Genomic DNA, 22,983 nt, shown 5'->3' with positions numbered 1-22,983 from the left:
GGGGATAGGCCGTCAGTTAGGCGGGGAATTCTAGCGGGGGGCGATCAGGCGCTGATCGGTGGCGGTTCCGGAAGGCCGGTGACGGTACTGCTTCACCGCCGCGCGACGCTCGGCCACCGGAAGAATCCAAGCCTTCGGACGCTGTGCGGTGTCGTGGCCCTGCGCGGGGAGTGCGAGGGGCCGCGAGGATCGGGACATGGCCCGCGCGTTCGAGGAACCGGTCGCCGATGCTGCTCACGGTGACGGGGCGACCGCGTCCTGACCGCCGGAAGCGCGGCATCGGCGCCACCCCGGCCGGGCCGGGGTCGAGTCCGCCGGGCTGGAGGTTGTCGACCCGCGGGTGGAGACGCCGCGCACCGAGTTCTTCCAGCTGAAAGCGGTGATCCGCTTTCGGCGGAAAGTGATCTGGATCGTCCCGGGGTTCGTCGCGTACGCCACGCGGTTTCTCGCCGAGGCCCGCGAACCCGGCCGAGGCGCGGTAGGTGGGCCCACGGAACTACCCGGACGGACGATGGCAGCGAGCGTCTCCTCCGTCAGGATGGGGCGGTGTTCACCGTATGCCGCTGGTGCGCGGAGGAAATCCTGGTCCCGATCGTGGCCGCCGCCGGCTACTGTTCCTGGGCCTGCCAGGACACCGATCCCGGCGGCGGTACCGCCGGCCGGGTACCGCCGGCCCCGCGCCGCTCGGCCGACCCGCCGTCCGGCCGGCCCGTCGCGGTCCCGAACGGGACACGCGGCCCTTCCCGACCGCGCCGTCGCCCGGCTCGGTAACCGGGCCGTCGACCCCCGGCCGGCCGGAACGCGGTGCCGCCCGTGGGCGGCGGCAGGGCGCTGCCGCGTGCTGGTCTGGTCAGTGATCCGAGCGCCCGCGCGGGCGGCCGAGGTCGGTGAACGCGCCGTCGCGCAGAACGGGAACGACCGGGTCGGCGTCGAGCAGCGCGGCGGAGGCGACGTCGTCATCCCAGCCCAGGCCCAGCAGCTCCCGCCCGGAGACCGACCCGCGAAGCTCGTCGTGCAGGTCGGGCTCGGCCGAGCGGAAGACGGCCGCCGCGGCGCGTGCCTCCGGGGAGACCTGCGTTCGGGTCAGGGCGCCCGTGTCGACGGCACGGGCGATGACCGCGCCGGCTCCGAGCAGGTCCTCGACGGCGGGACGCAACGGACCGGCATGCTCACGCCCGGACGGGTCGGGCCACCGCTCGCCCGCGGCGATCACCGCGACGTGCCGTCCGGCGGCGACCTCCTCCGCGAGCAGGCCGCCCACCGCCGCCGCGTTACGCAGGCAGCCGGCGACCAGGCGCGTCCCGATGCCCGCCGCCGCGGCCGACAGGGCTGCGCCGTTCGGCGAGGGCAGGACGAGGCGGGTGCCGGCCGGAATGCGCGCGAGGTCGGTGGGGGACAGGGACCACGGGGTGGCCGGATCCTCACGTCGTCCCGCGAGAACCGCCCCGTGTTCGGCCGCGAACCGGGCGGCCGTCGCGTCCCGCCACCGGAAGGGCAGCACCTGTGCGCCGCTGGCCACCGCGACGCTGACCGCTGTCGTGAACCGGAGGACGTCGACGATCACCACCGTGTCGCTGACCGGTGCCAGCATGGCCAGATCCTCACCGCCCCAGCCGAACCGGACCAGGAACGGTCGCTGCTCAGCGGTGTGCACCACGAGTCCCCCTGCCCGTCCACGGGTACCGCCCGCGTCGACGACGTCTGTGGGACGGGCTCAGCGGGCGGCGAGCGCCGAGGCGACGTCCAGTGGGCTCGGGCCGCCGTTCACGATCGAGAGGACCGGGGTGGTCACCCCGTGCTCGACGAACCGGCGCACGCCGGCCCGGCACTGCTCGACCGTCCCGTGCACGATCAGCTCGTCCACGATTTCGTCCGGGATCGCGGCCAGGGCGGCCCTGCGGTCGCCGGCCTCCCAGGCCGCCCACATGCCTTCCAGGGCGGCCTGACGGCCGAGCCACTGGTGGAACTCCCGGTACACCGGGACGGTCAGGTACGCGGCGATCATCGTCCTGAGCTGCCGGCGGGCGGCCGCCGGGTCGTCGTGCACGCACACGAAGATCCGGGCGACCACCTCGGCGTCGGGGTTGTGCGCGCGCACGTACGGCAGGACGGTGTCGCAGTCGTCCGGCGAGAGCCAGTTGAGGATCACGCCGTCCGCCTCGCGGCCGGCGAGCTCGAGCATCCTCGGCCGCAGCGCGGCGACCATGATCTTCGGTGGGACCGGCGGGGTGACGCCGAGCCGGAAGCCGCGGACGGTGAAGGTCGGGAACTCCTCGGTGATCTTCTCGCCGGCGAGGGCCCGGCGCAGGAACCGGACGGTGTCCAGCATCCGCTGGTAGGGGCGGCTGAACGGGATGGAGTTCCAGTTCGAGACGATCACGTTCGAGGACGTGCCGAGCCCGAGAACGAACCGCCCCGGCGCGGCGGCCGCCATCGTCGCCGCGGTCTGGGCGAGCAGCGCCGGGCCGCGGGTGTAGGCCGACACGATCGCGCTGCCGAGCCGCAGCCGCGGTTCGCCGGCGGCCAGCGCCAGCGGGACGATCCCGTCGGTGGCGGTCGCCTCGGACGACCAGGCGTCGGTGTAGCCGGCGTCCGCCAGCTGCCCGCACAGCGCGGGCAGGTCCGTCAGGGACGCGTCGCCCAGCGGGATCGTCATCCCCCACCGGCCCGTTCCGGACGAGACCGGATCCTGGCCGGTGCCGGCGCCCGGGGCGCCGGGGGTCGTTCGGCCGGCGTCGTCGCTTCGGTCGCTCGTCGTCCGGGTCACCGACGGAGTATCCCGCACGCGGCTTCCCCGGGGACCCGGACATCTGTCGCCGTTGACGTCGATCCGGGCTGGCCCTGACGTCCCTACTGGTCGTGGGGACGGGTCGCCGTCCACTGGGTGACGGGCATCATCGGGCGCCAGCCGGCGAAGCCGCCGACCGGTGACGCGCGGCTCACGGCCAGCCGGATGAGGTCCCCGCCGTGCCGGGCGTGCCACTTCGCCAGGATGACCTCGGATTCGATGGTCACCGCGTTGGCGACCAGCCGGCCGCCGGGGCGCAACGCCTCCCAGCTGCGGGTGATCGTGTCCGGCGCGGTCAGCCCGCCGCCGATGAACACCGCGTCGGGGACGCCCGCCTCGTCGGCCAGGTCGTCGAGCGCGGCCGGGGCTGACGCCGCGACGACGCGCAGCGCCGGCACGCCGAGCGCCTCGGCGTTGCGGGCGATCATCCCGGCGCGCTCGGCGTGGGGTTCCACCGCGACGGCCCGGCAGGCCGGGTGGGCCCGCATCCACTCGATGGAGATGCTGCCGCAGCCGGCGCCGACGTCCCAGAGCAGCTCGCCGGGGGCGGGAGCCAGCCGGGCGAGGGTGACGGCCCGGACCTCCCGCTTGGTGAGCTGGCCGTCGTGCTCGAAGGCGTCGTCGGGCAGCCCCGGGATCCGGGGTAGGTGACGGGCCTGCGGCCCGGCGATCAGCTCCAGCGCGACCAGGTTGAGGTCGGCGATGAAGTCGTCGCCGGTCAGGGCGCTCGCCCGGGTGTCCCGGCGGCGTTCCGCCGGGCCGCCCAGGTGTTCGAAGATCGTGACGGCGCTCCCGCCGAAGCCGCGGTCGGTGACCAGGCGGCACAGCCGCGCGGGCGTCCGGCGGTCCGCGCTCAGGACGAGCAGCCGCCGGCCGGCGGTGAGCGCCGGATGCACGGCCGCCAGCGGGCGGGCGACCAGGCTGACGATCTCGGTCGTGTCCAGCGCCCAACCCAGGCGGGCGCAGGCGAGGGAGACCGACGACGGGTGGGGGAGCACCCGGACCCGGGCGGCGCCCAGCTCCCGGACGAGGGTGGTGCCCAGACCGAAGAACATCGGGTCGCCACTGGCCAGCGCGCAGACCCGCGTGTCGGCGTGCGCGTCGACCAGCTTCGCCAGCGCGGGCACCAGCGGGGACGGCCAGCGGACCCGGCGGGCGCGGACCACGGCGGGCAGCAGGTCGAGCTGCCGTTCGGAACCCAGGACGACCCCGGCCCGGGACAGTTCGTCGCGAGCGGCCCGGGCGAGGCCGTCCCAGCCGTCGTCGCCGATGCCGACCACGGTGACCACCGGGCCGCCGGCCTCCTGCTGGGTGACATCCGCACGCTCGGGGTCAGCCATGAGATCGACCTGCCACGGACCGCACGGTAGCGGAGCCGGCCGTTACGTGTGTTCTCTCGCGTGGTCTATCCCGGCGGCCGCGCGTTCCGGTAACCACTTAGCTCACGTGGTGTGAGAGTACGGATACCCGCTGGCGTCGGGATGGTTCGCGTGCCGCCCGTCCCGGGCGGCGGGCCGGCCGCGAGCCGTCCCGGGCGGGCCAGCAGGAAACCCTGCACCTGATGGACTCCGGCCTCGCCGAGGACCTCGAGCTCCCGGGCCGTCTCCACACCCTCGGCGAGCACGGTCGCGCCGATGTCCTCCGCGAGGCACACGAGCGCGGTCGCCAGCGCCCGGCAGGCCGAGACGTCCTGTTCGATCTTCCGGATGATGCTCTGGTCCATCTTGATGATGTCCGGCCGGAGCTGGAGCAGCTGGTGCAGGCCCGCGTAGCCGGCGCCCACGTCGTCGAGTGCGGCGCGCATCCCGCGGGCGCGCAGGGAGTCGAGCGCGAGCCGGACCGTCGAGTAGTCGTCGATCCGGCTGTGCTCGGTCACCTCGATGATCACCCGCTCCGGCGGGACGGCGTTGAGCAGGCCGACCAGCGTGCCGGACACGATGGCGGCCGGTGACGCGTTGACGGACAGCGGCAGTCCGGCGGGCAGCCACGGCAGCGCGGTGAGCGCGTTGCGGATCGCCGCGATCTCCAGCTCGACGCCCAGCCCGACCGACGCCGCGTCGGCGAACCACCGCTGCGGGGACGATTCGTCCAGACCGCCGGCGCCAGGGCCGTTACCGGGGCCGGTGCTGGTGCCGGTGGCACTGACGGCGCTGGTGCCGGCGGCGTCGCTACCGGGTCCGGTGTCGGGGCAGCGGGCCAGGGCCTCCACGCCGGCGACGTCGAGCGTCGCCCGGTCGTAGATCGGCTGGAAGACCATCGCCGGCCCGCCGTCGTCGATCAGCCGGCTGATCCGGCGCCAGACGCGATCCCGCCCGAGCCAGTCGCCGCGATGGTCGGAGACGCAGTTCGACAACGCGCCGGCGATCAGGGCCAGGAACGACGCGTCGCGGTCGCGCAGCGCCGGGTCCGGGTTGTGGCTCATGCACGCCAGCGAGCCGTAGACGGAGCCGTCGGGCAGCAGCACCGGGGCCACGACGTAGCTGCCGATGCCCGCCCGCCGGGCCAGCGCCGGGTCCGCGGTGCGCCCGTCCCGCCCGGCGTAGCGGACGACCTGCGGGAGGTGTCCCTCGAGCGCGGCCCGCGCCCGCTCGTAGTTGGCGGTCGTGCCCACGGTGATGCCGAACGACTTGATGTCGCCGTCGTAGTGCTCGACGACCAGGACGTCGGCCACCCGGCGGGTGATGACGGCGAGCTCCATCCCGAGCCGGTGGCGGGCGACCGACATCAGCCCGGCCACGACCGCGCCGCACTGTTCGGTGCGCAACGGATCGGCCGTCGGCGAGCCGGCGGACAGGTCGCGCGGATACCGGGCCGTCGCGGGCATTGCTGCCTCCCTGGGCCGCCCTACGGGAGTCCCGGAAGGGATACCCGCCGGTGACGGGAGGTAGTCGTCCGCGTTCGGCCGCCCGCCGGCGTGGGAAGACCGCCGGTCGGGAGGCCGTCAGGAGGAGACCGGGCAGACCGTCAGGAGGAGAACAGCATCCGGGTGAGACGGCCGTGCCCGTGGCCGTAGCCGTGCCCGTGCCCGTGGCTGGGCCCATGGCCGTGCGAGCCCCAGGCCGGCGGGGCGTAGTGGCCGCCGGGCGCCATCGGCGGGGGCGGCGGTGCCGGCTGCGCCCACTGCGACTCCAGGCGGGTGAGCGCCTCGAGCTCGCCGTAGTCGAGGAAGATCCCACGGCAGTTGTCGCACTGCTCGATCTGGACGCCGTTGCGGTTGTAGGTCCGCATGGCTCCGTGACACTTCGGACACACCATGGTCTGGTAGTTCACGGCAGCAGCGTACCGGGCTGGTCACGTCGGTCCGTACCGTTCGCGGCTGTCAGTGTCCCGACCACATCCGGCGGGCGCAGGCCAGGAATGCCTCGGCGCCCTCGTCGAGCGGGGTGCCGTCGGCGGCGAGGTCGGTGACGGCACCGGCCGCGTACTGGACGGCGACCGCCCGTGCCGGGCCGTCCAGCGCCTGCCACGGATCGCCGTCGGGGCCGGCGGCCGGGCCGCCCGCATCCCGGTAGGCGCCGAGGAAGGTTCCCCAGACCTCGGCGGGCAGGATGCCCGCGGCGAACCAGGCCGCCGGGCGGGCCAGATCCCAGGCGGGATCCCCCCAGCCCAGGTCGTCGATGTCGACGATCCGCCAGCCGGCGTCCGGGGCACCGGCCGGCGCCGACGTCACCCGGACGACCTGGCCGAGGTGCCAGTCGCCGTGGATGAGGGCCGGCGCCGTGCCGGGGCGGGCCGGCGTCCGCCCGAGCCAGGACGGCAGCGTCCGGTGGGCCCGCCGGACGTCGTCCGCCAGCCGCCCGATCTCCCACGCCGCCGCCGGCCCATTCGGCCCGCCCGGCCCATTCGGCCCGCCCGAGTCACCCGGACCCGAGTCGCCCGGACCGCCCGAGTCACCCGGACCCGAGTCGCCCGGCCCGCCCGAGTCGCCCGGCCCGGAGGCGGCGGCCCGGGCCACCGCCGCCTCCATGCGCTCCAGCGAGCGTCGCAGCCGGGTACAGACGCCGGCCGGCGGGACGGGCACCGGGGCGAGCGTGGCCAGGTCCGTGGTGTGCAGGCGGGCGAGCAGCGCGGCGGCGGCCGTCCACGGCGCGTCCCCGACGCGGGCCTCGACGTCGTCGACGCGCAGCGCCGTCCCGGCCGGCCAGGCGCTGACGAGGCGGCCGCCGACCGGGGCGAGCAGGCCGCCGTGGCCGTCCCGGACGCGCAGGGGGGCCAGCAGCACGGCGGCCAGCCGCGGGTCCGCGGCGAGCCGCAGCCGCGCGAGCAGCGGCTCGGGCTCCTCCTCGGCCATGTGCGTCTTGACGACGAGATCGCCGTGCCGGACGACCAGCCGGCCCTTGCGGTCGGTGAGGATCTCGCCGCCGGGCCGGGTGAGCTCGTCGACCGTGACCTCCGTGGCGGACGTCCCGCGTAGCGGACCGTGCCCGGGGGCGTCGTCGCGTCGGGCGGCTCTGCTCGTCACCGGTCCGATTGTGACCGGTCCGATTGTGACCGGGGTCCGTTCCGAGACGGTCCGTTCCGGGGCGTCGCGGTTCCGGGGCGTCGCGGTGCGACGCCCCGCGCGGAACCCGACCGGTACCGCGGAACCCGACGAGCACGGCGGGGCGGGGCGGGCACTACCGTCGGGCAGATGCAACCGCTGAGCCAAGCCGAGGCCGTGGCCCGGGCCGCGCTCGTCCAGGTCCACTCGTACCACGTCGACCTGGATCTGACCGGGACCCCCTCCGGCCCGCGGTTCACCTCGACGACCACCGTCTCGTTCTCGTGCCGGGAGCCGGGCGCGGCCACGTTCGTCGAGGTCAAGGCGGTCGACGTCGACCTGGCCCGGCTCAACGGGCGCGACCTCGGCCCGGCCGCGACCGGCCCGGGTGCCGTCGCCGGGGGGCGGCTCGCCCTGCCCGGCCTGCTCGCCGCCAACACCCTCGAGGTGCGGGCGACCATGGAGTGCACCAACACCGGCGAGGGGCTGCACCGGTTCACCGACGCCGAGGACGGCGAGGTCTACCTCTACGCCCAGTCCTTCCTCGACGACGCCGCGCGGATCTTCGCCTGCTTCGACCAGCCCGACCTCAAGGCGCCGCTGCGCCTGACGGTGACCGCCCCACCGCCCTGGGAGGTGCGGGCGAACGGCGCCGGCACCCGGGTCGGCCCCGGGCGCTGGGAGTTCGCGCCCACCGCCCCGCTGTCCACCTACGTGGTCTCCCTCGTCGCCGGGCCCTACCGGGTGTGGAGCACCACCCACGACGGGGTGCCGCTGGGGCTGGTGTGCCGGCGCTCGCTCGCGCCGTACCTGGACGCCCAGGCGGCCGAGATCTTCGAGATCACCACCGGCTGCCTCGACCACTACCACGAGCTGTTCGGCATCCGGTACCCGTTCGGGAAGTACGACCAGGCGTTCGTGCCGGAGTTCAACATGGGCGCGATGGAGAACCCGGGCCTGGTCGTCTTCCGCGACGAACTGGTGTTCCGCTCCGCGGTCACCGAGGCCGAACGGGAGCGGCGCGCCGTCGTGATCGCCCACGAGATGGCGCACATGTGGTTCGGCGACCTGGTGACCATGCGCTGGTGGGACGACCTGTGGCTCAACGAGTCGTTCGCCGAGTACCTGGGCACCCGGGTGACGGCCGCGGCGACCCGCTTCGCCGACGCCTGGACGAGCTTCGCGGTGGGCCGCAAGAGCTGGGGCTACGCGGCGGACCAGCGGCCCTCAACCCACCCGGTGGCCCCCGACGACGTCGCCGACACCGCGCGGGCGCTGCTCAACTTCGACGGGATCTCCTACGCCAAGGGCGCCTCCGCGCTGCGCCAGCTGGTCGAGTGGGTGGGCGACGACGCGTTCCTGGCCGGGCTGCGGGCTTACTTCACCGCGCACGCCTTCGGCAACGCCACCCTCGACGACCTGCTGGCGGCGCTGGCGCGGGCCAGCGGGAAGGAACTGACGGCGTGGTCCGCGGCGTGGCTGCGCCGCGCGCAGGTCGACACGCTGCGCCCCGAGGTGACCCTCGACGACGACGGTGCCTACGCCTCCGTCGAGATCACCCGGACCGCCCCGGCGGACCATCCGGCCGAGCGGCCGCACCGCGTCGGCATCGGCGTCTACGACAGCGCCCCGGACGGCGCCCCCGGGCCGGTGACGCTCGTCCGGCGGGTCCTGGTCGACATCGGGGCGTCGCCGGCCGGCGGGCGCACGGCGGTCCCCCAGCTCGTCGGCACCCGGCCCGGCCGACTGCTGCTGCTCAACGACGGCGACCTGACCTACGCCAAGATCAGGTTTGTCGCGGGGGAGCTGCCCGGCCTCGGCGCGGCCCTGGCGGAGCTGGCCGATCCGCTGGCCCGCGCCGTCGTGTGGGCGGCCGTCGCGGACGCGGCCCGGGACGCCGAGTGGCCCGCGGCGGACTACCTGGCGCTCGCCGCGCGGGCGCTGCCCGCCGAACGCTCGGTCGCCGTCTTCGAGGACGCGCTGCGCTTCGCCGCCGCGACCGTCGTGGACGTCTTCCTGCCCGAACGGGACCGGCCCGCCGCCCGCGCCGCGCTCGCCGGCGCCTGCCGCCGCGTCATCGAGGCCACGGCCGGGACGTCCGGCCTGCTGCTGGCGGCGGCCCGTGGCCTGGTGTGGTGCGCCGGGACGTCCGAGGTGGACGAGCTGCGCGGCTGGCTCACCGGGCGCGGCGTCCCCGCCGGGCTCGTCGTCGACCCGGACCTGCGCTGGCTGGTGCTCGACCGGCTGGTCGTCCTGGACGCCGCCGGGGAGGCCGAGATCGCCGCCGAGCTGGACCGCGACCGCAGCACCCGGGCCGCCGAGCACGCCGCGCGCAGCCGGGCGGCGATCGGTGAGCCGGCGGCGAAGGCCCGGGCGTGGCAGGCCGCCACCGAGGACCGGACCACCTCCGTCCGGCTGGTGGCGGCGACGGCGCAGGGCTTCTGGCGACCGGAGCAGGCCGGCCTGACCGCCGGTTACGTCGACCGGTACTTCGCCGACATGCCCCCGCTGGCGGCGGCCCGCTCCCCGCACGCCGTCCGGCAGGTGGCCGCCGCGGCCTTCCCCCGGTACGCGGTCGAGGCCCGGACGCTCGCCGTGGCTCAGGAGACGCTGAGCCACGGCGATGTCGGCCAGGTGCTGTCCCGGGTGATCGTCGACGCCGCCGACGACCTGCGCCGGGCGCTCGCCGCCCGCGAGCTGCACCTGCGGGTCGGCGGCGTCCGGTGAGCCGGCGTCCCGTGAGTCAGCGTCCCGTGAAGTCGGGGGACCGCCGCCCGGCGAACGCCGCCCGGGCCTCGGCGTAGTCCTCGGTGGACTGCACGATCGCCATGTGCGAGGCGATCATGTCGAGGCTGGCGCGCAGGTCCATGGTCTGCGACTGGTACACGGTCTTCTTGATCATGGCGGCGGAGATGGGGGACATGCCCGCGAGCCGCCCGGCGAACGCGTAGGTCGCGTCGAGGAGCTCGGCGTCGTCGTAGACCCGGTTCACCATGCCGATCCGCTCGGCCTCGACGCCGTCCACCGTGTCGCCGGTCAGCAGCAGCTCCAGCGCCTTGGCCGGCCCGACCAGGCGGGGGAGCAGGTAGCACCCGCCGTCGCCGGGGACCAGCCCGATCTTGATGTAGCCCTCGGCCAGCCGGGCCGAGCGGCCCGCGAACCGGATGTCGCACATCAGCGCCATGTCCAGCCCGGCGCCGACGGCCACCCCGCTGATCGCCGCGATGAGCGGCTTCTCCAGGTCCAGGACGGCGCGGGCCACCTTGTGGACGCCCTCGGTGAGCATCCGCCGGCGCGCGATCGGCGTGGGCTCGATGCCGCTGAGCACCGCCAGGTCGATCCCCGAGCAGAAGGCGCCGCCGGCGCCCGTCACGACGACGACCCGGACCCGCGGGTCGGCCGCCGCGGACCGCAGCGCCTCGGCCCACCGGTCGATCATGGTGAGGGTGAAGGCGTTCTTCAGCTGTGGCCGGTTGAGGGTGATCGTCGCGATGGCGCCGTCCACCGCGTAGATCAGCTCGTCGGCGTCCGCCGCGGTGGAGGCGTGGACCGTGTTCTCGTCGCTCATCTGGCCGTCCTACCAGTCCGGACCGGCCGGGGGCGCCGCTGTGTGGGCCAGGCCCCCGCGGGATGGTCCAGGCCCCCGCGGGTCAGTGCGAACGCTCCCACCAGTGGTGACGGCTGTGCCGCCCGCCGCCGGCCCCGGCGGGTTCCCGGGTCCCGCCAGACTCACCGGTCCCCACATGCTCACCGGTCCCGGTGGGCTCACCACTCCCCACATGCTCACCGGTCCCCACATGCTCACCGGTCCCCGCGGGCGGAGCGTCCAGGCGGCGGGGTTCGTCCGGGTAGACCGACGCCTCGTCGAGGCCCGACCCGACACCGGCCCGGCGGTCGTGGCCGCGGGCGTGCCGGCCCGGTTCGGGATGCCCGAGCCGTCGCCGGCGGGCCGTGGCGACATCACGGACGCCGACCACACTGAGTCGGCCCAGTGCGCTCGCGCCGAGGAACAGCATCGCCGCGCCCAGGCCGTAGAAGAAGCTGATCAGCACCAGCGCCTGGCGGGCCTTGCCCCCGAGCGGGGTGCCCATCGCCGTCGGGTCCCAGATCTGGGACAGCGGCGGCCCGACGACGAACCACACCCCGGCCACCGTCGCCAGCGTGGCACCGAGAGCGGCCGTGGCCCGGTTGCCGCTGAACATCAGGATCAGCCCGCCGACGACCGCGACGACGCCGGGCAGCACCGAGAGCCAGAAGCGGTTCGCCGTCCACTCCCAGGCGTGGGTCGTGAAACCGAAGTCGAAGTAGGGCCCGACGAACGGGATGAGGGCCCCCCAGACGCCGAGCGCCACGAGCAGGAGCCCGCTGAGGGCACCCTTCGTCCGCGGGACGTGCCACATGTCGCGACCCCGTGGCCGATCGATCACTGCCGTGTCCATGCCTTCTCCCTCCCCGTCCGTTCGCCGCCCGGCACCGCGCCGTCCGTCACCGCGGTCCGCGGGTGGTGGCCGAGCGGGTCGTCGTGACGTGGGACATCACGCCCGCGGGCCACAGCGCCAGGGTCGCGAGTACGGCCGTGGCCGCGGCCACGGCGAGCAGTACCCAGGCGTTGAGGATCATCCCGACCAGCGCGAGCACCAGTCCGACGACGACGACCCCCGTCAGTGCCCAGATCAGGACGGGTCGCTCACGGGGCGGGCTCGAGTGCACGGTCATCGGACACCTCGATTCCTCGGCCGGCCGCGGGCCTCCCGCGCGGGCCGTCGGTGCCGGGATACCCCGTCTCCACGCATTCCAGCGGCCCGGACGTGGGATGACCTCGATTTCGTCAACTGTTCGACTACTGACGTCGGTAATCTGGCGTCCCATGGGTTGGCTGTGGGGAGCCTCGCCGGCCCGGTTGCGGGCGGCCGGGCTTCCGGCGGCCCGGTTCTGGTCGGCCCGGTTCTGGTCGGCCCGGCTCCGGGTGACTCGGGTCCGGCCCGTCGGGCCGCGGCTCGCCGGTTCCGCCTGGGTCCGGCTGCGCGGTGTCGCGGGTGCCACCTGCCTGGTCGCGGTGGTGGCGGCGGTGTTCGTCCCGGCGGGGGTCGCGCTGCTGACCGTGCACGAGACAGCCCAGCGGGCCAGCTTCTACCGCGGCGCGCTGGACGAGACGCGGGTGCACGAGCGGATCAGCGACGAGGTGCTGACCGACCCGGTGCTCACCGACGTGACCGGTGACCTGCTCGCCGACCTGCCCGTCGACTCGGACCTGGTGGTCGACAACCTGCAGCTCGTCGTCCCGCCGTCGGCGCTGCGCGGGATGACCGACGGCGTCGCCGACAACGTCGCCGCCTACCTCGACGGCAGCCGCGCCGAGTTCGTCCTGGCCGTCGACCTGCGGCCGATCCTCGACAACATCGGCCGGCTGGCGTCGGTCTACCTCGCCGGGCAGGTGTCCGGCGCGCCGCGGTACCGCACCGAGGACGTCGCCGGCGCGCTGCGCGACGTCCTCGACGGCGTGGACCGGGTCAGCCAGGGCCGCCCGCCCGCCTCCGTCCCCGAGATCGATCTCACCAACGACCAGGTCGCCTGGGCCACCGACCTGCTGGTGAGCCGGGTGGACGGGCCCGACCGGCCGGTCGCCCGGGAGCAGGTGCTGGTCGCGCTGCGCTCCGGTGACCTCGGAGCCGCGCTGGCGGTCGTCGGCCCACTGATCTTCGCCGGGGACGTGTCCGCCGTCGCCGACCTGCGCGCGCGCCTGGCCGGCGGGACCGTCCTCGACCTCGGCCGCCCGCTCGCGGACGCGCCCGGCGGCCCGGCCGGGTTCGGGCTGCGCACGATCCACACGATCGGCGGCACGGGCATGCTCGCCCTCGCCGCGTTCTGCTTCGCCGTGCCCGCGGGCGCGCTCGGCCTGGCCGTCCGGCGCCGCGGGCCGTCGGTGCGGCTGGTGGTCGCGGCGCTCGTCGTGGGCGGGCTGGCCGCGCTGGCCGCCGGGGTCCTCGTGACCGGCCTGGTCGGCGACCCGCTCGCGCCGCTGCGTGGGCCGGACTCGCCGCTTCCCCCGGCGGGGCGGGTCCTCGTCGGGGACGTCGGGCGGGTGCTGGTCGGGAACGTGCGCGCGACCTGGAGCGAGATCGCGGCGATACCGCTCGTGGCCGGCATCCTCCTCGGCACCGCGACGGTCGTGACGCGCCGGCTGTCGCGGACCGAGTGGCGGGTGCGGCGCCTGGTGGCGGTGGGCACGACCTGCTCGGTGTTCGTCGCCGCCTCCTGGGTGCTGATCCCCGGGGAGGCGGGCACCGGCACCGCGTTCTGCAACGGCGGGGCCGACCTGTGCAACCGGCGCTACTCCGACGTGCTCTACCCGACGACCCACAACGGGATGGCGTCGGTGCGGGCCGGGTTCCTCGGCGCCGTGCAGGACCCCGACCTGGTGGGCCAGCTCGACAGCGGCATCCGCGCCCTGATGCTCGACGTCCACCACTGGACGACCCCCGCCGAGGTCGAGTCGTTCCTGGCCGACCTGCGGCCGCGGGCCCGCGAGGCACTCGCGCCGTTCGCCACCGGCGCCCGGTCGAGCCGCCCCGGGCTCTGGCTCTGCCACGGCATCTGCCAGCTCGGCGCGACCCCGCTGGACGACGCGCTGGCCGGCGTCGCGGGCTGGCTGGCCCGCAACCCGGCCGAGGTGATCACCATCATCGTCCAGGACGGTGTCCCGCCCGAACCGATCATGGCCGCGTTCCGGGCCGCGGGCCTCGGCCAGTACCTGGTCCGGCCGCCCGCGGCGGGCCGGTCCTGGCCGACCCTCGGCCAGCTGATCGACCGCGGCCGGCGCCTGGTCGTCTTCGCCGAGAACGGGGACGTGCCCGGCACCTGGTACCGCAACTTCTACCGGTCCAACGCGGACACCCCGTTCGACGTGCGGATTCCCGGGGGCTTCAGCTGCCGGATCGGCCGCGGGACGAGCCGGCCCACCATGCTCCTCATCAACCACTGGCTCACCGACCACGCCGCCACCCGCGCCGACGCGGCGCTGGTGAACACCCGCTCGTCGCTGACCGCGCACGCCGAGCAGTGCGCCGCCCGCGGGCTGCGCCCGACCTTCCTCGCGGTCAACTTCGCCACGGTCGGTGATCTCGTGGCCACCGTCGCCGAGTACAACCGGCGTTCATCCGACTGATCATCCGAGGTTGCCGCTGGTTGTCGTGTTGTCGCTTCGAGTGACCGGAAGATTTCCTTTCGGATCGGGACAGAGGCGACGTCACGGCCCGCGTGGACCCGGCCGGACCGTCTAAACCCACCGCCCGCTGGGGAGAAACGCCCCATGGAACCGCGGCGCCACCTGCCCTTCCGGGTCCTCGGCCCACTGGAGGTGAACGCGTCCGACGGCCATGCCGTACCGATCGGGCAGCCGAAGAAGCGACGCCTGCTCTCGCTGCTGTTGTTCAGCCGCGGCCGCTGGACGAGCATCGAGCGGATCCGCTCGGTGCTGTGGGACGCCGACCCGCCGCCCTCGGCCCCCGGCAACATCAAGACCTACGTCTCCGACCTGCGCCAACTGCTTCCGTCGGGGGAGACCGCCGGCCTCGGGCGGATCCAGAGCCGACCGGGCGGTTACCGGCTCAACGTGGCCGCCACCGAGGTCGACGTCTGGATCTTCGAGGAGGCCGCGCGCCGCGGCCAGGACGCCCGCTGGGCCGGCGACTGCGACCGGGCCGTCGAACTGCTCGGCGACGCGCTGGCCGTGTGGCGCGGCGAACCGTACGACGAGCTTCCCGAGGAGGTCACCCGGGCCGAGTCGGCCCGGCTGCACGAGCTGCGGGCGGTGGTGCACGAGGACCTCATCGACGCGCTGCTCGACCGCGGCCAGTACGACCGGGTCCTGCCGATGCTGCGCGGGCTGACCGTCCAGCACCCGCTGCGGGAACGGCTGTGGGGCCAGTTCCTGGTGGCGGCCTGCCGCTCCGGGCACCGCGCCGAGGCGCTCGCCGCCTACCGCACCGCCTACCACCTGCTGTCCCGGGAACTGGGGGTGGAACCCAGCGATGAGCTGCGCCGGATCCACGCCCAGGTGCTCGCCGGCGAGCTCGACGTGACCACAGCGCCAGCCGCGGCGCCGGCCACGGCGCGCGCCGCCGGCGGTGGACGAGAGGAACGGGCCTGACCGTGTCGACACAGCTGCGCAAGCACGTGATCCGTGCCGAGACCGAGTACGGCGCCGTCCTGCTGGACGAGCGGACCGGACGCTACTGGACCCTGAATCCCACCGCCGATCTCGCCGTCAACGTGCTGGCCGGCGGCGGGACGCTCGACCAGGCCACGAGCGCGGTGACCGCGGCCTTCGAGGTCGACGCCGCCACCGCGCGGTCGGACGTCGAACGGCTGATCGCGACGCTGCGCTCGGCCGGGCTGACCCGGTGACCGTCCGGGCCCGGCGCGGCGGGGCCCGGTGGCGGCGGCTGCGCCGGGACGCGCCCGCCCTGCTGGCCGTCGCGCTCGCCCGCGTGCTGATCAGGCTGTCGCCGGGACGGCTGCGCCAGGTGATGGAGCTGCTGGCCACCGGTACCCGGCCGGCCGGGTACCGGCAGACCCTGGCGGCGCTGGAGGCGGTCACGGCGGTCAGCCGGATCTGCCGCGACCAGTCCGGGTGCCTGCCGCGCGCGGTCGCCACCGCGCTGCTCTGCCGCGTCTCGGGAAGGTGGCCAACATGGCGGACAGGAGTACGGGTCGCGGGCTCGTTCGCGGCGCACGCCTGGGTGGAGGCCGACGGGCTGATGGTCGGCGAATCCGTCCCGCCGGAGACCTACCGGCCGATGATCACGGTCCGCTCGAGGCCGCGCCCGGCCGTCCGGGTGAGATGACCACCCCCCCGCGGCCGTGGCCGCCGACCGGCGGCCCGCCGCTCCCGCTGCCGGGTGGCCCGCCGTTCCTCCCGGGTGGCCCGCCGTCCCCGTTGCCCGGCGGCCCGCCGCCCGGCCCGTACGGCCGGCCCGGCCCGCCGCCCGGCCCGCCGGGGCCCCGGCCGGGGCTCGGCGACCTGTGGCGGTTGCTGCGGGGCCACGGCCGTCTGATCGCGTTCGCCACCGCGCTCACCGCGTTCGGCACGGTGATCGGCCTGGCGCAGCCCCTGCTGGTGCGGGCCGTCATCGACGCGGCGCGGGCCGGCGGGGTGCCGGTCCGGCTGATCGTCGTGCTGATCGCGGTCTTCCTCGTCGAGGCGGCCGTCGACACCTGGGGGCACTACCTGCTGGAGCGCACCGGGCAGCGGGTCCTGCTGGGTCTGCGGCGCCGGCTGATCGGCCACCTGCTGCGGCTGCGGATCCGGGTGTTCGACGCCGAGCGCATCGGTGACCTCCTCTCCCGCTCGAACGCGGACACCACGGTGGTCCGCGACGCCGTCGCCTACAGCCTCACCTCGCTCGTCACCAGCCTGATCGGGGTGCTCGCCGCGATCGGGCTGATGATCTGGCTCAGCCCGCTGCTGTTCGGGCTGGTGCTGATCGCGGTGCTGGTGGCCGGCGCGATCGTGCTCACGGCGCTGGTCCGGGTCCGGGCCGTCTCCGAGCAGGGGCAGGCGAGCGTGGGACGGATGACCGCCGACCTGGAACGGGCGCTGACCGCGATCCGCACCGTGCGCGCCAGCAACGCCGAGGAGCGGGAGACCGAGCGCATCGGCGCGCACGCCGACGACGCCTACCAGGCCGGGTTGCGGATGGCCCGCCTCAGCGCGGTGATCGCCCCCGCCACCCAGCTCGCGGTGCAGGGGTCCGTGCTGGTCGTCCTGCTCGCCGGCGGTGTCCTGGTCGCCCGCGGCACGACGTCCCTGGGCGACCTGGTCGCCTTCCTGCTGTACGCGACCTACCTGGTGATGCCGCTGGCGCAGCTGATCGAGTCCGCGCAGACCATCCAGCGCGGCCTGGGCGCGCTGACCCGGGTGAACTTCGTGTTCACGATGCCGCCGGAGGAGGCACCGGGCGAGGCCACCCGGCCGGCCCGGCCGCCGGCGCGGGTGGGGCCCGCGGCGGCGGTGGGAGGCATGGCGGCGGTACGGGGCGCGACGCCCGCGCTGCCGGCGCTGGAGTTCCGCGGTGTCTGGTTCTCCTACACCGGGCGCCCCGTTCTGCGGGGACTGTCGTTCACCGTGCCGGCCCGTGGCCAGGTCGCGCTGGTCGGGCCGTCCGGCGCCGGCAAGTCGACGGTGCTGGGTCTGATCGAGCGGTTCTACGAGCCGGACGCGGGGGAGATCCTCGTCGACGGCGTGCCGCTGGGCCGCTCCGAACGGGCCCTGACCCGACGGCAGGTCAACCTCGTGGAGCAGGACGCCCCGGTGCTCAGCGGCTCGCTGCGGGACAACATCGCCTACGCCCGCCCGGAGGCCACCGACGCCGAGATCGCCGAGGTCGTCGACATCACCCGGCTCACCGCGGTCGTCCGCCGCCTGCCCGCCGGCCTCGACACCGACGTGGGGGACCACGGGGTCCTGCTCTCCGGCGGGGAGCGCCAGCGGGTCGCCGTGGCCCGCGCGCTGCTGGCCCGGCCCGCCCTGCTGCTGCTCGACGAGCCGACGTCCCAGATGGACGCGGTCAACGAGCACGCGCTGACCCGGGTGATGGCGGACATCGCCGCCCGCCGGGCGCTGCTCGTCATCGCGCACCGCATCTCGACGGTGCGGGCGTCGGATCTGATCGTCGTGCTCGACGAGGGCCGCGTGGTCGCCACCGGCCGGCACGAGGAGCTGCTGCGCACCTCACCGGACTACGCCCGCCTCGCCGCCGTCGGCCTGGACCGCACCGCCTGACCGCCCGCGGCCTGGGCCGGCCCGCGTCCCGGGCCACGGGCCGCCGGGCGGTTCAGGGGCCCTGCCGGCGCAGCGTCGCCGCGGCCAGGGCCAGCGCGACCAGCGTGCAGGCGGCGATGACCAGGGCGTCCCGGACGACCAGCGCGGACACTCCGGGGGAGGCCCCGATCCGGGTCAGCGCGTCCACCACGTAGGTCATCGGGAGCAGGAGGCTCACCGTGGCGAGGACGGGGTGCAGCTGGCTGCTCGCCACGAGGATGCCGCACAGCAGGAACTGGGGGAGCAGGACCGGCGGCAGGAACTGCACCGCCTGGAACTCGGAGTTCGCGAAGGCGCTGGTGAGCAGGCCGAGCGCGGTGCCGAACAGCGCGGCGAGCACGGCGAGCAGGCCGAGCAGCACCAGCGGTCCGGCGATGCGCAGGTCCAGCAGTGCGACGGCCGTCGTGGTCGTGATGACGGCCTGCGCGACCGCGAGCAGCCCGAAGGCGATGCCGTACCCGGCGAGCAGGTCGCCGCGGCCGATCGGCGTGGTCATCAGACGCTCCAGTGTCCCGGACCGCCGTTCCCGCAGCATGGCGACCGAGGTCAGGAAGAACATGGTCATCAGCGGGAAGACGCCGAGCAGGCCCGTCCCGGCCCGGTCGAACGCGGTGGGACTGCTGGCGAAGATGGCCTGCAGCAGCACCAGCAACGCCGGTGGGAGCACGAGCACGAGCAGGACGGTGCGTCGGTCGCGGCGCATCTGGCGGATCACCCGCAGCGCGGTGCTGGTGGCGCGCGCGAGGTTCAGCGGCTGACGCGAACTCCCGGCACAGGCGTCCGGCCCGGGTGCCCCGCGCCTGAAAGACGCCGCCCGCGGGGGAGAATCGTCCTGCGGCCGAGGTGGGTCCCGTGGGGGAGACGCGTCCCGGGGCAGTGGCCGGTCGCCACCGGCCGGGAGGTCGGCGCACGCGGCCGCGGCCGGCTCCACCAGGCACAGGAACGCCTGATCGAGATCGCGGGTCCCGGTCAGGGCCAGCAGGTCGGCGGGCCGTTCGTTCGCGATCAGCCGGCCTTCGCGCAACAGCAGGAGGCGGTCGCAGCGGGACGCCTCGTCCATGACGTGCGAGCTCACGAGCAGGGTCAGGCCGCGCCCGGCCATCCGGTGGAACTCGTCCCACAGCTCGCGGCGCAGCACCGGGTCGAGACCGACGGTCGGCTCGTCCAGGACGAGCAGCTCGTGCCCGCCGATGATCGCGGCGGCCAGCGACACCCGGGAGCGTTGGCCGCCGGAGAGCTGACCGACCGGGGTGCGGCTCTCGGTAGCCAGGCCGACCCCGGCGGCGGCATGCCCGGCCCGGCGGATGATCTCGGCGGGGCTCGGGACCCGGTCCGCGCAGAGCGCGGCGAAATAGCGCAGGTTCTCGTCCACGGTGAGGTCGTCGTAGACGGAGGCGGTCTGGGTGGCGTAGCCGACCTGGCGGCGGAGCTCGATCTCGCAGGCGTCGCGACCGAGCACCCGCAGCTCTCCGCTCACCGCGCGCTGGATGCCGACGACCGCCCGCAACAACGTGGTTTTTCCACACCCGCTCGGGCCGATGACCCCGGTGACCGATCCGCGAGGCACCTCGAAAGACAGGCCGTGCACGATTTCGCGCCCACCGTGGCCGCCCCAGCTCGTCCCGCGTCGTATGCGAAGGTCGACCGCCCGGACCGCCAGGTCGTCGTCGGCCTTTGGAACACGTCGTTCCGATGTTCTCGGCTCGGCCACGGGCGTCAGCCTAACGGCATCACGAGGCCCCCGCCGCTCGCTACAATGGCCGTATGGGAAAGGTTCGCGAGAATACCGATGTTCGCGAGAATACCGATGTTCGCGAGAATTCTGAGGTTCGCGAGAATGTCGATGTCCGCGAGAACTCAGAGGTTTGCAAGGTCGGTAAAAACAAGGCGGGCGGAAATTTCGAGGTTCGCGAGAACGCGGTAGGGCGCGGGAACGCCGTTGTTCTTGAGCGGAGCCGGCGCGTCTCGACCGATCCCGGGCGGCACTCCCGGGGCGAGCCGGGCGCGCCGGTGGTGATCGTCGAGTACGGCGACTTCGAGTGCCCCTACTGCGCCCGCGCGGCCGCCATCCTGCACGAGCTGGTCGACTCCTCCGACGGCCAGGTCCGGCAGGTGTTCCGGCACTTCCCCGTCTTCGACATCCACCCCTACGCGCTCACCGCGGCGCTGGCGGCCGAGGTCGCCGGGGCGCACGGCCGGTTCTGGGAGATGCACGACCTGCTGTTCGCCAACCAGGACAAGCTGGCCGACAAGTACCTCATGGCCTTCGCCCGGTCCCTGGGGATCGGGACCGACCTCGTCGTCGGCGACCCGGCCCAGCCCTACGGCGACGCCGTCGAGGCCGACTACGCCGGCGGCGCCGAGCTGCGGGTGCAGGGCACCCCGACGATCTTCATCGACGGGGTGCGCTACCGCGGGCGGCTCGAACTCGGGCCGCTGCGCACGGCCGTCGCCCGCGCCGGTTCGGGCCGGTCAGCGGATGACGGGGATGACAGCCGGCGTCGGCGAGTGCCATGGGCGCGGCGGTAGCGCCGGGATCGACTCGTCGGAGCCCGGTGAGCACAGCGACCAGCGTTCCCCGACGTAGCGCAGCACGAGCGTGCCCAGCACGGCGGCGGCGAAGGAACCGACCAGAATCCCGATCTTGGCCTGCTCGGCGAGGGCCTCGTCGGTGAACGCCAGTTCGGTGACGAACAGCGAGATGGTGAACCCGATGCCGGCGAGGACGGCCGCGCCCACCAGGTGGCCGTAGCGGACACCGCCGGGCAGCGCGCCCAGCCCGGTGCGCATGGCGACCAGCGAGGTCGCCGTGATCCCGATCCCGTTGCCGACCAGCAGCGCGACGGCGACCCCGATCGTGACGGGTGAGGTGGACGCGTCGGCGAGCGTGTGGCTGTCGAGGTGCACGCCCGCGTTGGCCAGGCCGAAGACCGGCACGATCAGGTACGCGCTGAGCGGGTGCAGGGTGTACTGCAGCCGCTCGCTGGTGGAGACGGTGGACTTGGCCGCGGAGACGGCCAGCGCGGCCCGTGAGGCCGTGGAGTCCTCCCGCAGCGCCCGGACGTAGATCGGCACCTCGTCGATCTGCTCGCGGCGCGGCGGCGCGGACGGCAGGACCAGTCCGATGATCACGCCGGCGAGCGTCCCGTGCACCCCCGACGAGTAGATCGCCACCCAGAGCACGAGCGCGGCCACCACGTACGGCGGCAGCCGCCAGACACCCATCCAGCGCATGACCCCGATCACGACCAGGACGGCGGCCGCGGCCCCGAGCCAGACCGCGTCGACCTGGTCGGTGTAGAAGATCGCCACGACGGAGATCGCGCCGATGTCGTCGACGATGGCCAGCGTCAGCAGGAACAGCCGCAGCCGGTCGGGGCAGCGCGGACCGAACAGGGCGAGAATGCCGACCACGAAGGCGGTGTCGGTCGACATCGGGATGCCCCAGCCGTCCGCGGCGGGCCCGGAGGAGTTGAACAGGAAGTAGATCAGCGCCGGCAGGGTGAGACCGCCGACCGCGGCGAGCGCGGGCACGGCGACCGTCCGGCGGTCACGCAGCTCGCCGGTGGTGAACTCGCGGTTGATCTCCAGTCCGACGACCGCGAAGAAGATCGCCATCGCGCCGTCGTTGACCCAGTGGTGCAGGGTCATCGACAGCGCCGCGTCCCCCACCCCGAGGGTGGCGGTGGTCTCCCAGAGCTCGTGGTAACTGTCCGCGACGGGGCTGTTCGCCCAGACCAGCGCCGCCACGGCGGCGATGACGAGCAGTACGGCGCCGCCGGCCTCCGTCGCGAGGAACTCGCGGACGGACGGCGCGACCTGGGGCAGCCGGACCCGCAGCTCCGGCCCCGGCCTGGTCGGAACGGTCATGCGATTCGGGCTTCCGGGCCTGGGATCTCTGCGCTCGGGCTCATCGTGTGCGTCGATCCTCCTCGAGAGGACATCGTGCGTGCGCCCCCACGTGTCATCCTCGTGCCTGACGCCGACCAGGGCGCCCGGGACCCGGAGCGGGTGACCCGTTCGTGGGCCGGCCCCGGGCCCCGGCGGTCAGACCCGGCGGACCTTCCAGATGCACTCCGAGGGCCACCGGCGCGCCCACGCCTCCTCGGCGCTGTCACGGTGGGTGGCGTCCGGGCCGGTCTCGGGCCTCGGCTCGACGAGATCCTCGACGACGAACCCGCTGTCGCGGAACAGCCTGATCCACGCCCCGTACGGCAGGTTCGCGCTGACCAGGCCGTCGGTGTCGGAGATGAGCCGCAGGCCGAAGTAGTCACCGACGAGCCGGTCGCCGGCCGCCTCGGCGCCGTCCGGGATGCTGATCTCGTAGATCGGGCTCACGTGCCCGAAGGCGAGCAGCCCACCGGGGCGCAGGATCCGGGCCGCCTCGGGGATCGCCCGGTAGGGGTCGGCGAACGAGAAGGCGCCGTGATCGGCGAAGACGATGTCGAACGACCCGGCCGCGAACGGCACCTCCTCGGCGCTGGCCTGCACGAGCGGGAAGTCGAGGCCGGTCTCGCGCTGGAGCCGGCGGCTGTGGTGCAGCTGGCGCTCGGAGAGGTCGAGACCCACCGGGTGCGCGCCGCGGCGGGCCAGCGCGGTCGACCACTGGCTCCCGCCGCAGCCCATCTCCAGTACGTCGAGCCCGACGACGTGGCCGAGGACGTTCAGCCGCGACTCGGGGATGCCCCACACCCCCCAGGTGATGTCACCGGTGAACGCCTGCCCGCGGATCTGGGGGGCGTTGAACCGCTGGTAGTCGTCGGAGATCTCGTTCCACCGGGTGCGATTGTTCCGCACGTGGGTGTCGTCGCCGATCATCCGTTCGTCCGCTCCTCGTTGAACGTCGCCGCCAGTGAAACGTCGTGGCCGTCACGCGCCGTGGCGCGAGGACGG

General features: G+C 74.5%; 18 protein-coding genes and 1 pseudogene. 7 read left to right on the top strand and 12 right to left on the bottom strand.

Annotated elements, in window-relative coordinates:
* Positions 1-850: 850 nt before the first annotated feature.
* The 6 genes from B056_RS0100690 to B056_RS0100665 form a co-directional block, all read right to left on the bottom strand.
* The gene (locus B056_RS0100690) at positions 851-1,657 is read right to left on the bottom strand and encodes a 2-phosphosulfolactate phosphatase (RefSeq protein ID WP_018499975.1); all 807 of its coding nucleotides are present in this window, start codon (positions 1,655-1,657) and stop codon (positions 851-853) included.
* A 57-nt stretch (positions 1,658-1,714) separates the two neighbouring features.
* Positions 1,715-2,767: an LLM class F420-dependent oxidoreductase gene (locus B056_RS0100685; RefSeq protein WP_230202752.1), complete on the bottom strand. Its 1,053-nt coding sequence runs from the start codon at positions 2,765-2,767 to the stop codon at positions 1,715-1,717.
* An 83-nt stretch (positions 2,768-2,850) separates the two neighbouring features.
* Positions 2,851-4,128 (bottom strand): bifunctional cobalt-precorrin-7 (C(5))-methyltransferase/cobalt-precorrin-6B (C(15))-methyltransferase, encoded by a 1,278-nt coding sequence (locus tag B056_RS0100680; RefSeq protein WP_018499973.1) that lies wholly within the window; start codon positions 4,126-4,128, stop codon positions 2,851-2,853.
* A 65-nt stretch (positions 4,129-4,193) separates the two neighbouring features.
* The gene (locus B056_RS0100675) at positions 4,194-5,612 is read right to left on the bottom strand and encodes a sensor domain-containing phosphodiesterase (RefSeq protein ID WP_018499972.1); all 1,419 of its coding nucleotides are present in this window, start codon (positions 5,610-5,612) and stop codon (positions 4,194-4,196) included.
* Positions 5,613-5,752: 140 nt separating this feature from the next.
* Complete coding sequence (locus B056_RS0100670; RefSeq protein WP_026239177.1) at positions 5,753-6,043, bottom strand: TFIIB-type zinc ribbon-containing protein; 291 nt, start codon at positions 6,041-6,043, stop codon at positions 5,753-5,755.
* Positions 6,044-6,107: 64 nt separating this feature from the next.
* Positions 6,108-7,250: a phosphotransferase family protein gene (locus B056_RS0100665; RefSeq protein ID WP_230202751.1), complete on the bottom strand. Its 1,143-nt coding sequence runs from the start codon at positions 7,248-7,250 to the stop codon at positions 6,108-6,110.
* A 168-nt stretch (positions 7,251-7,418) separates the two neighbouring features.
* On the opposite strand from B056_RS0100665, the gene pepN reads away from it, so the two are divergent.
* On the top strand, positions 7,419-9,995 hold the full coding sequence (pepN, locus tag B056_RS0100660; RefSeq protein ID WP_035749725.1) for an aminopeptidase N: 2,577 nt from the start codon (positions 7,419-7,421) through the stop codon (positions 9,993-9,995).
* 16 nt (positions 9,996-10,011) lie between these two features.
* Here the strand turns inward: pepN and B056_RS0100655 are convergent, their stop codons facing one another.
* From B056_RS0100655 to B056_RS0100645, 3 genes are all read right to left on the bottom strand, one after another.
* Complete coding sequence (locus B056_RS0100655) at positions 10,012-10,836, bottom strand: enoyl-CoA hydratase/isomerase family protein (RefSeq protein ID WP_018499968.1); 825 nt, start codon at positions 10,834-10,836, stop codon at positions 10,012-10,014.
* Positions 10,837-10,918: 82 nt separating this feature from the next.
* A complete protein-coding gene (locus B056_RS0100650) occupies positions 10,919-11,707 on the bottom strand; it encodes a hypothetical protein (RefSeq protein ID WP_026239176.1) in 789 nt (262 codons plus the stop codon).
* Positions 11,708-11,753: 46 nt separating this feature from the next.
* Complete coding sequence (locus B056_RS0100645) at positions 11,754-11,984, bottom strand: hypothetical protein (protein WP_018499966.1); 231 nt, start codon at positions 11,982-11,984, stop codon at positions 11,754-11,756.
* Between the two features lie 151 nt (positions 11,985-12,135).
* On the opposite strand from B056_RS0100645, the gene B056_RS0100640 reads away from it, so the two are divergent.
* The 5 genes from B056_RS0100640 (at position 12,136) to B056_RS0100620 (ending at position 18,051) form a co-directional block, all read left to right on the top strand.
* Positions 12,136-14,433, top strand: coding sequence for a PI-PLC domain-containing protein (locus B056_RS0100640; RefSeq protein ID WP_018499965.1), 2,298 nt, complete (start codon positions 12,136-12,138; stop codon positions 14,431-14,433).
* A 144-nt stretch (positions 14,434-14,577) separates the two neighbouring features.
* Complete coding sequence (locus B056_RS0100635) at positions 14,578-15,417, top strand: AfsR/SARP family transcriptional regulator (protein WP_018499964.1); 840 nt, start codon at positions 14,578-14,580, stop codon at positions 15,415-15,417.
* A 2-nt stretch (positions 15,418-15,419) separates the two neighbouring features.
* Positions 15,420-15,674, top strand: coding sequence for a lasso peptide biosynthesis PqqD family chaperone (locus B056_RS0100630; protein WP_018499963.1), 255 nt, complete (start codon positions 15,420-15,422; stop codon positions 15,672-15,674).
* A complete protein-coding gene (locus tag B056_RS0100625; protein WP_018499962.1) occupies positions 15,671-16,114 on the top strand; it encodes a lasso peptide biosynthesis B2 protein in 444 nt (147 codons plus the stop codon). The genes B056_RS0100630 and B056_RS0100625 overlap by 4 nt, the downstream gene beginning before the upstream one ends.
* Positions 16,111-18,051, top strand: coding sequence for an ABC transporter ATP-binding protein (locus B056_RS0100620; protein WP_018499961.1), 1,941 nt, complete (start codon positions 16,111-16,113; stop codon positions 18,049-18,051). The genes B056_RS0100625 and B056_RS0100620 overlap by 4 nt, the downstream gene beginning before the upstream one ends.
* Positions 18,052-18,103: 52 nt before the next feature.
* Here the strand turns inward: B056_RS0100620 and B056_RS0100615 are convergent, their stop codons facing one another.
* Positions 18,104-19,678: an ABC transporter ATP-binding protein/permease gene (locus tag B056_RS0100615; protein WP_230202750.1), complete on the bottom strand. Its 1,575-nt coding sequence runs from the start codon at positions 19,676-19,678 to the stop codon at positions 18,104-18,106.
* 386 nt (positions 19,679-20,064) lie between these two features.
* On the opposite strand from B056_RS0100615, the pseudogene B056_RS34650 reads away from it, so the two are divergent.
* Positions 20,065-20,619 (top strand): annotated as a pseudogene (locus tag B056_RS34650) (DsbA family protein); the annotation flags it as partial.
* Here the strand turns inward: B056_RS34650 and nhaA are convergent.
* Together nhaA and B056_RS0100600 are read right to left on the bottom strand one after the other, a co-directional pair.
* On the bottom strand, positions 20,563-21,960 hold the full coding sequence (gene nhaA, locus B056_RS0100605; RefSeq protein WP_018499958.1) for a Na+/H+ antiporter NhaA: 1,398 nt from the start codon (positions 21,958-21,960) through the stop codon (positions 20,563-20,565). The pseudogene B056_RS34650 and the gene nhaA sit on opposite strands and share 57 nt — an antisense overlap.
* 177 nt (positions 21,961-22,137) lie before the next feature.
* Positions 22,138-22,908: a class I SAM-dependent methyltransferase gene (locus B056_RS0100600; protein ID WP_018499957.1), complete on the bottom strand. Its 771-nt coding sequence runs from the start codon at positions 22,906-22,908 to the stop codon at positions 22,138-22,140.
* Positions 22,909-22,983 lie beyond the last annotated feature (75 nt).

The sequence above is a fragment of the Parafrankia discariae genome, from assembly GCF_000373365.1.
GTDB classification, from domain to species: Bacteria; Actinomycetota; Actinomycetes; order Frankiales; family Frankiaceae; genus Parafrankia; species Parafrankia discariae.
Note: the sequence above shows the minus strand (reverse complement) of the source record. Positions and strands in the feature narration are given on the sequence as shown.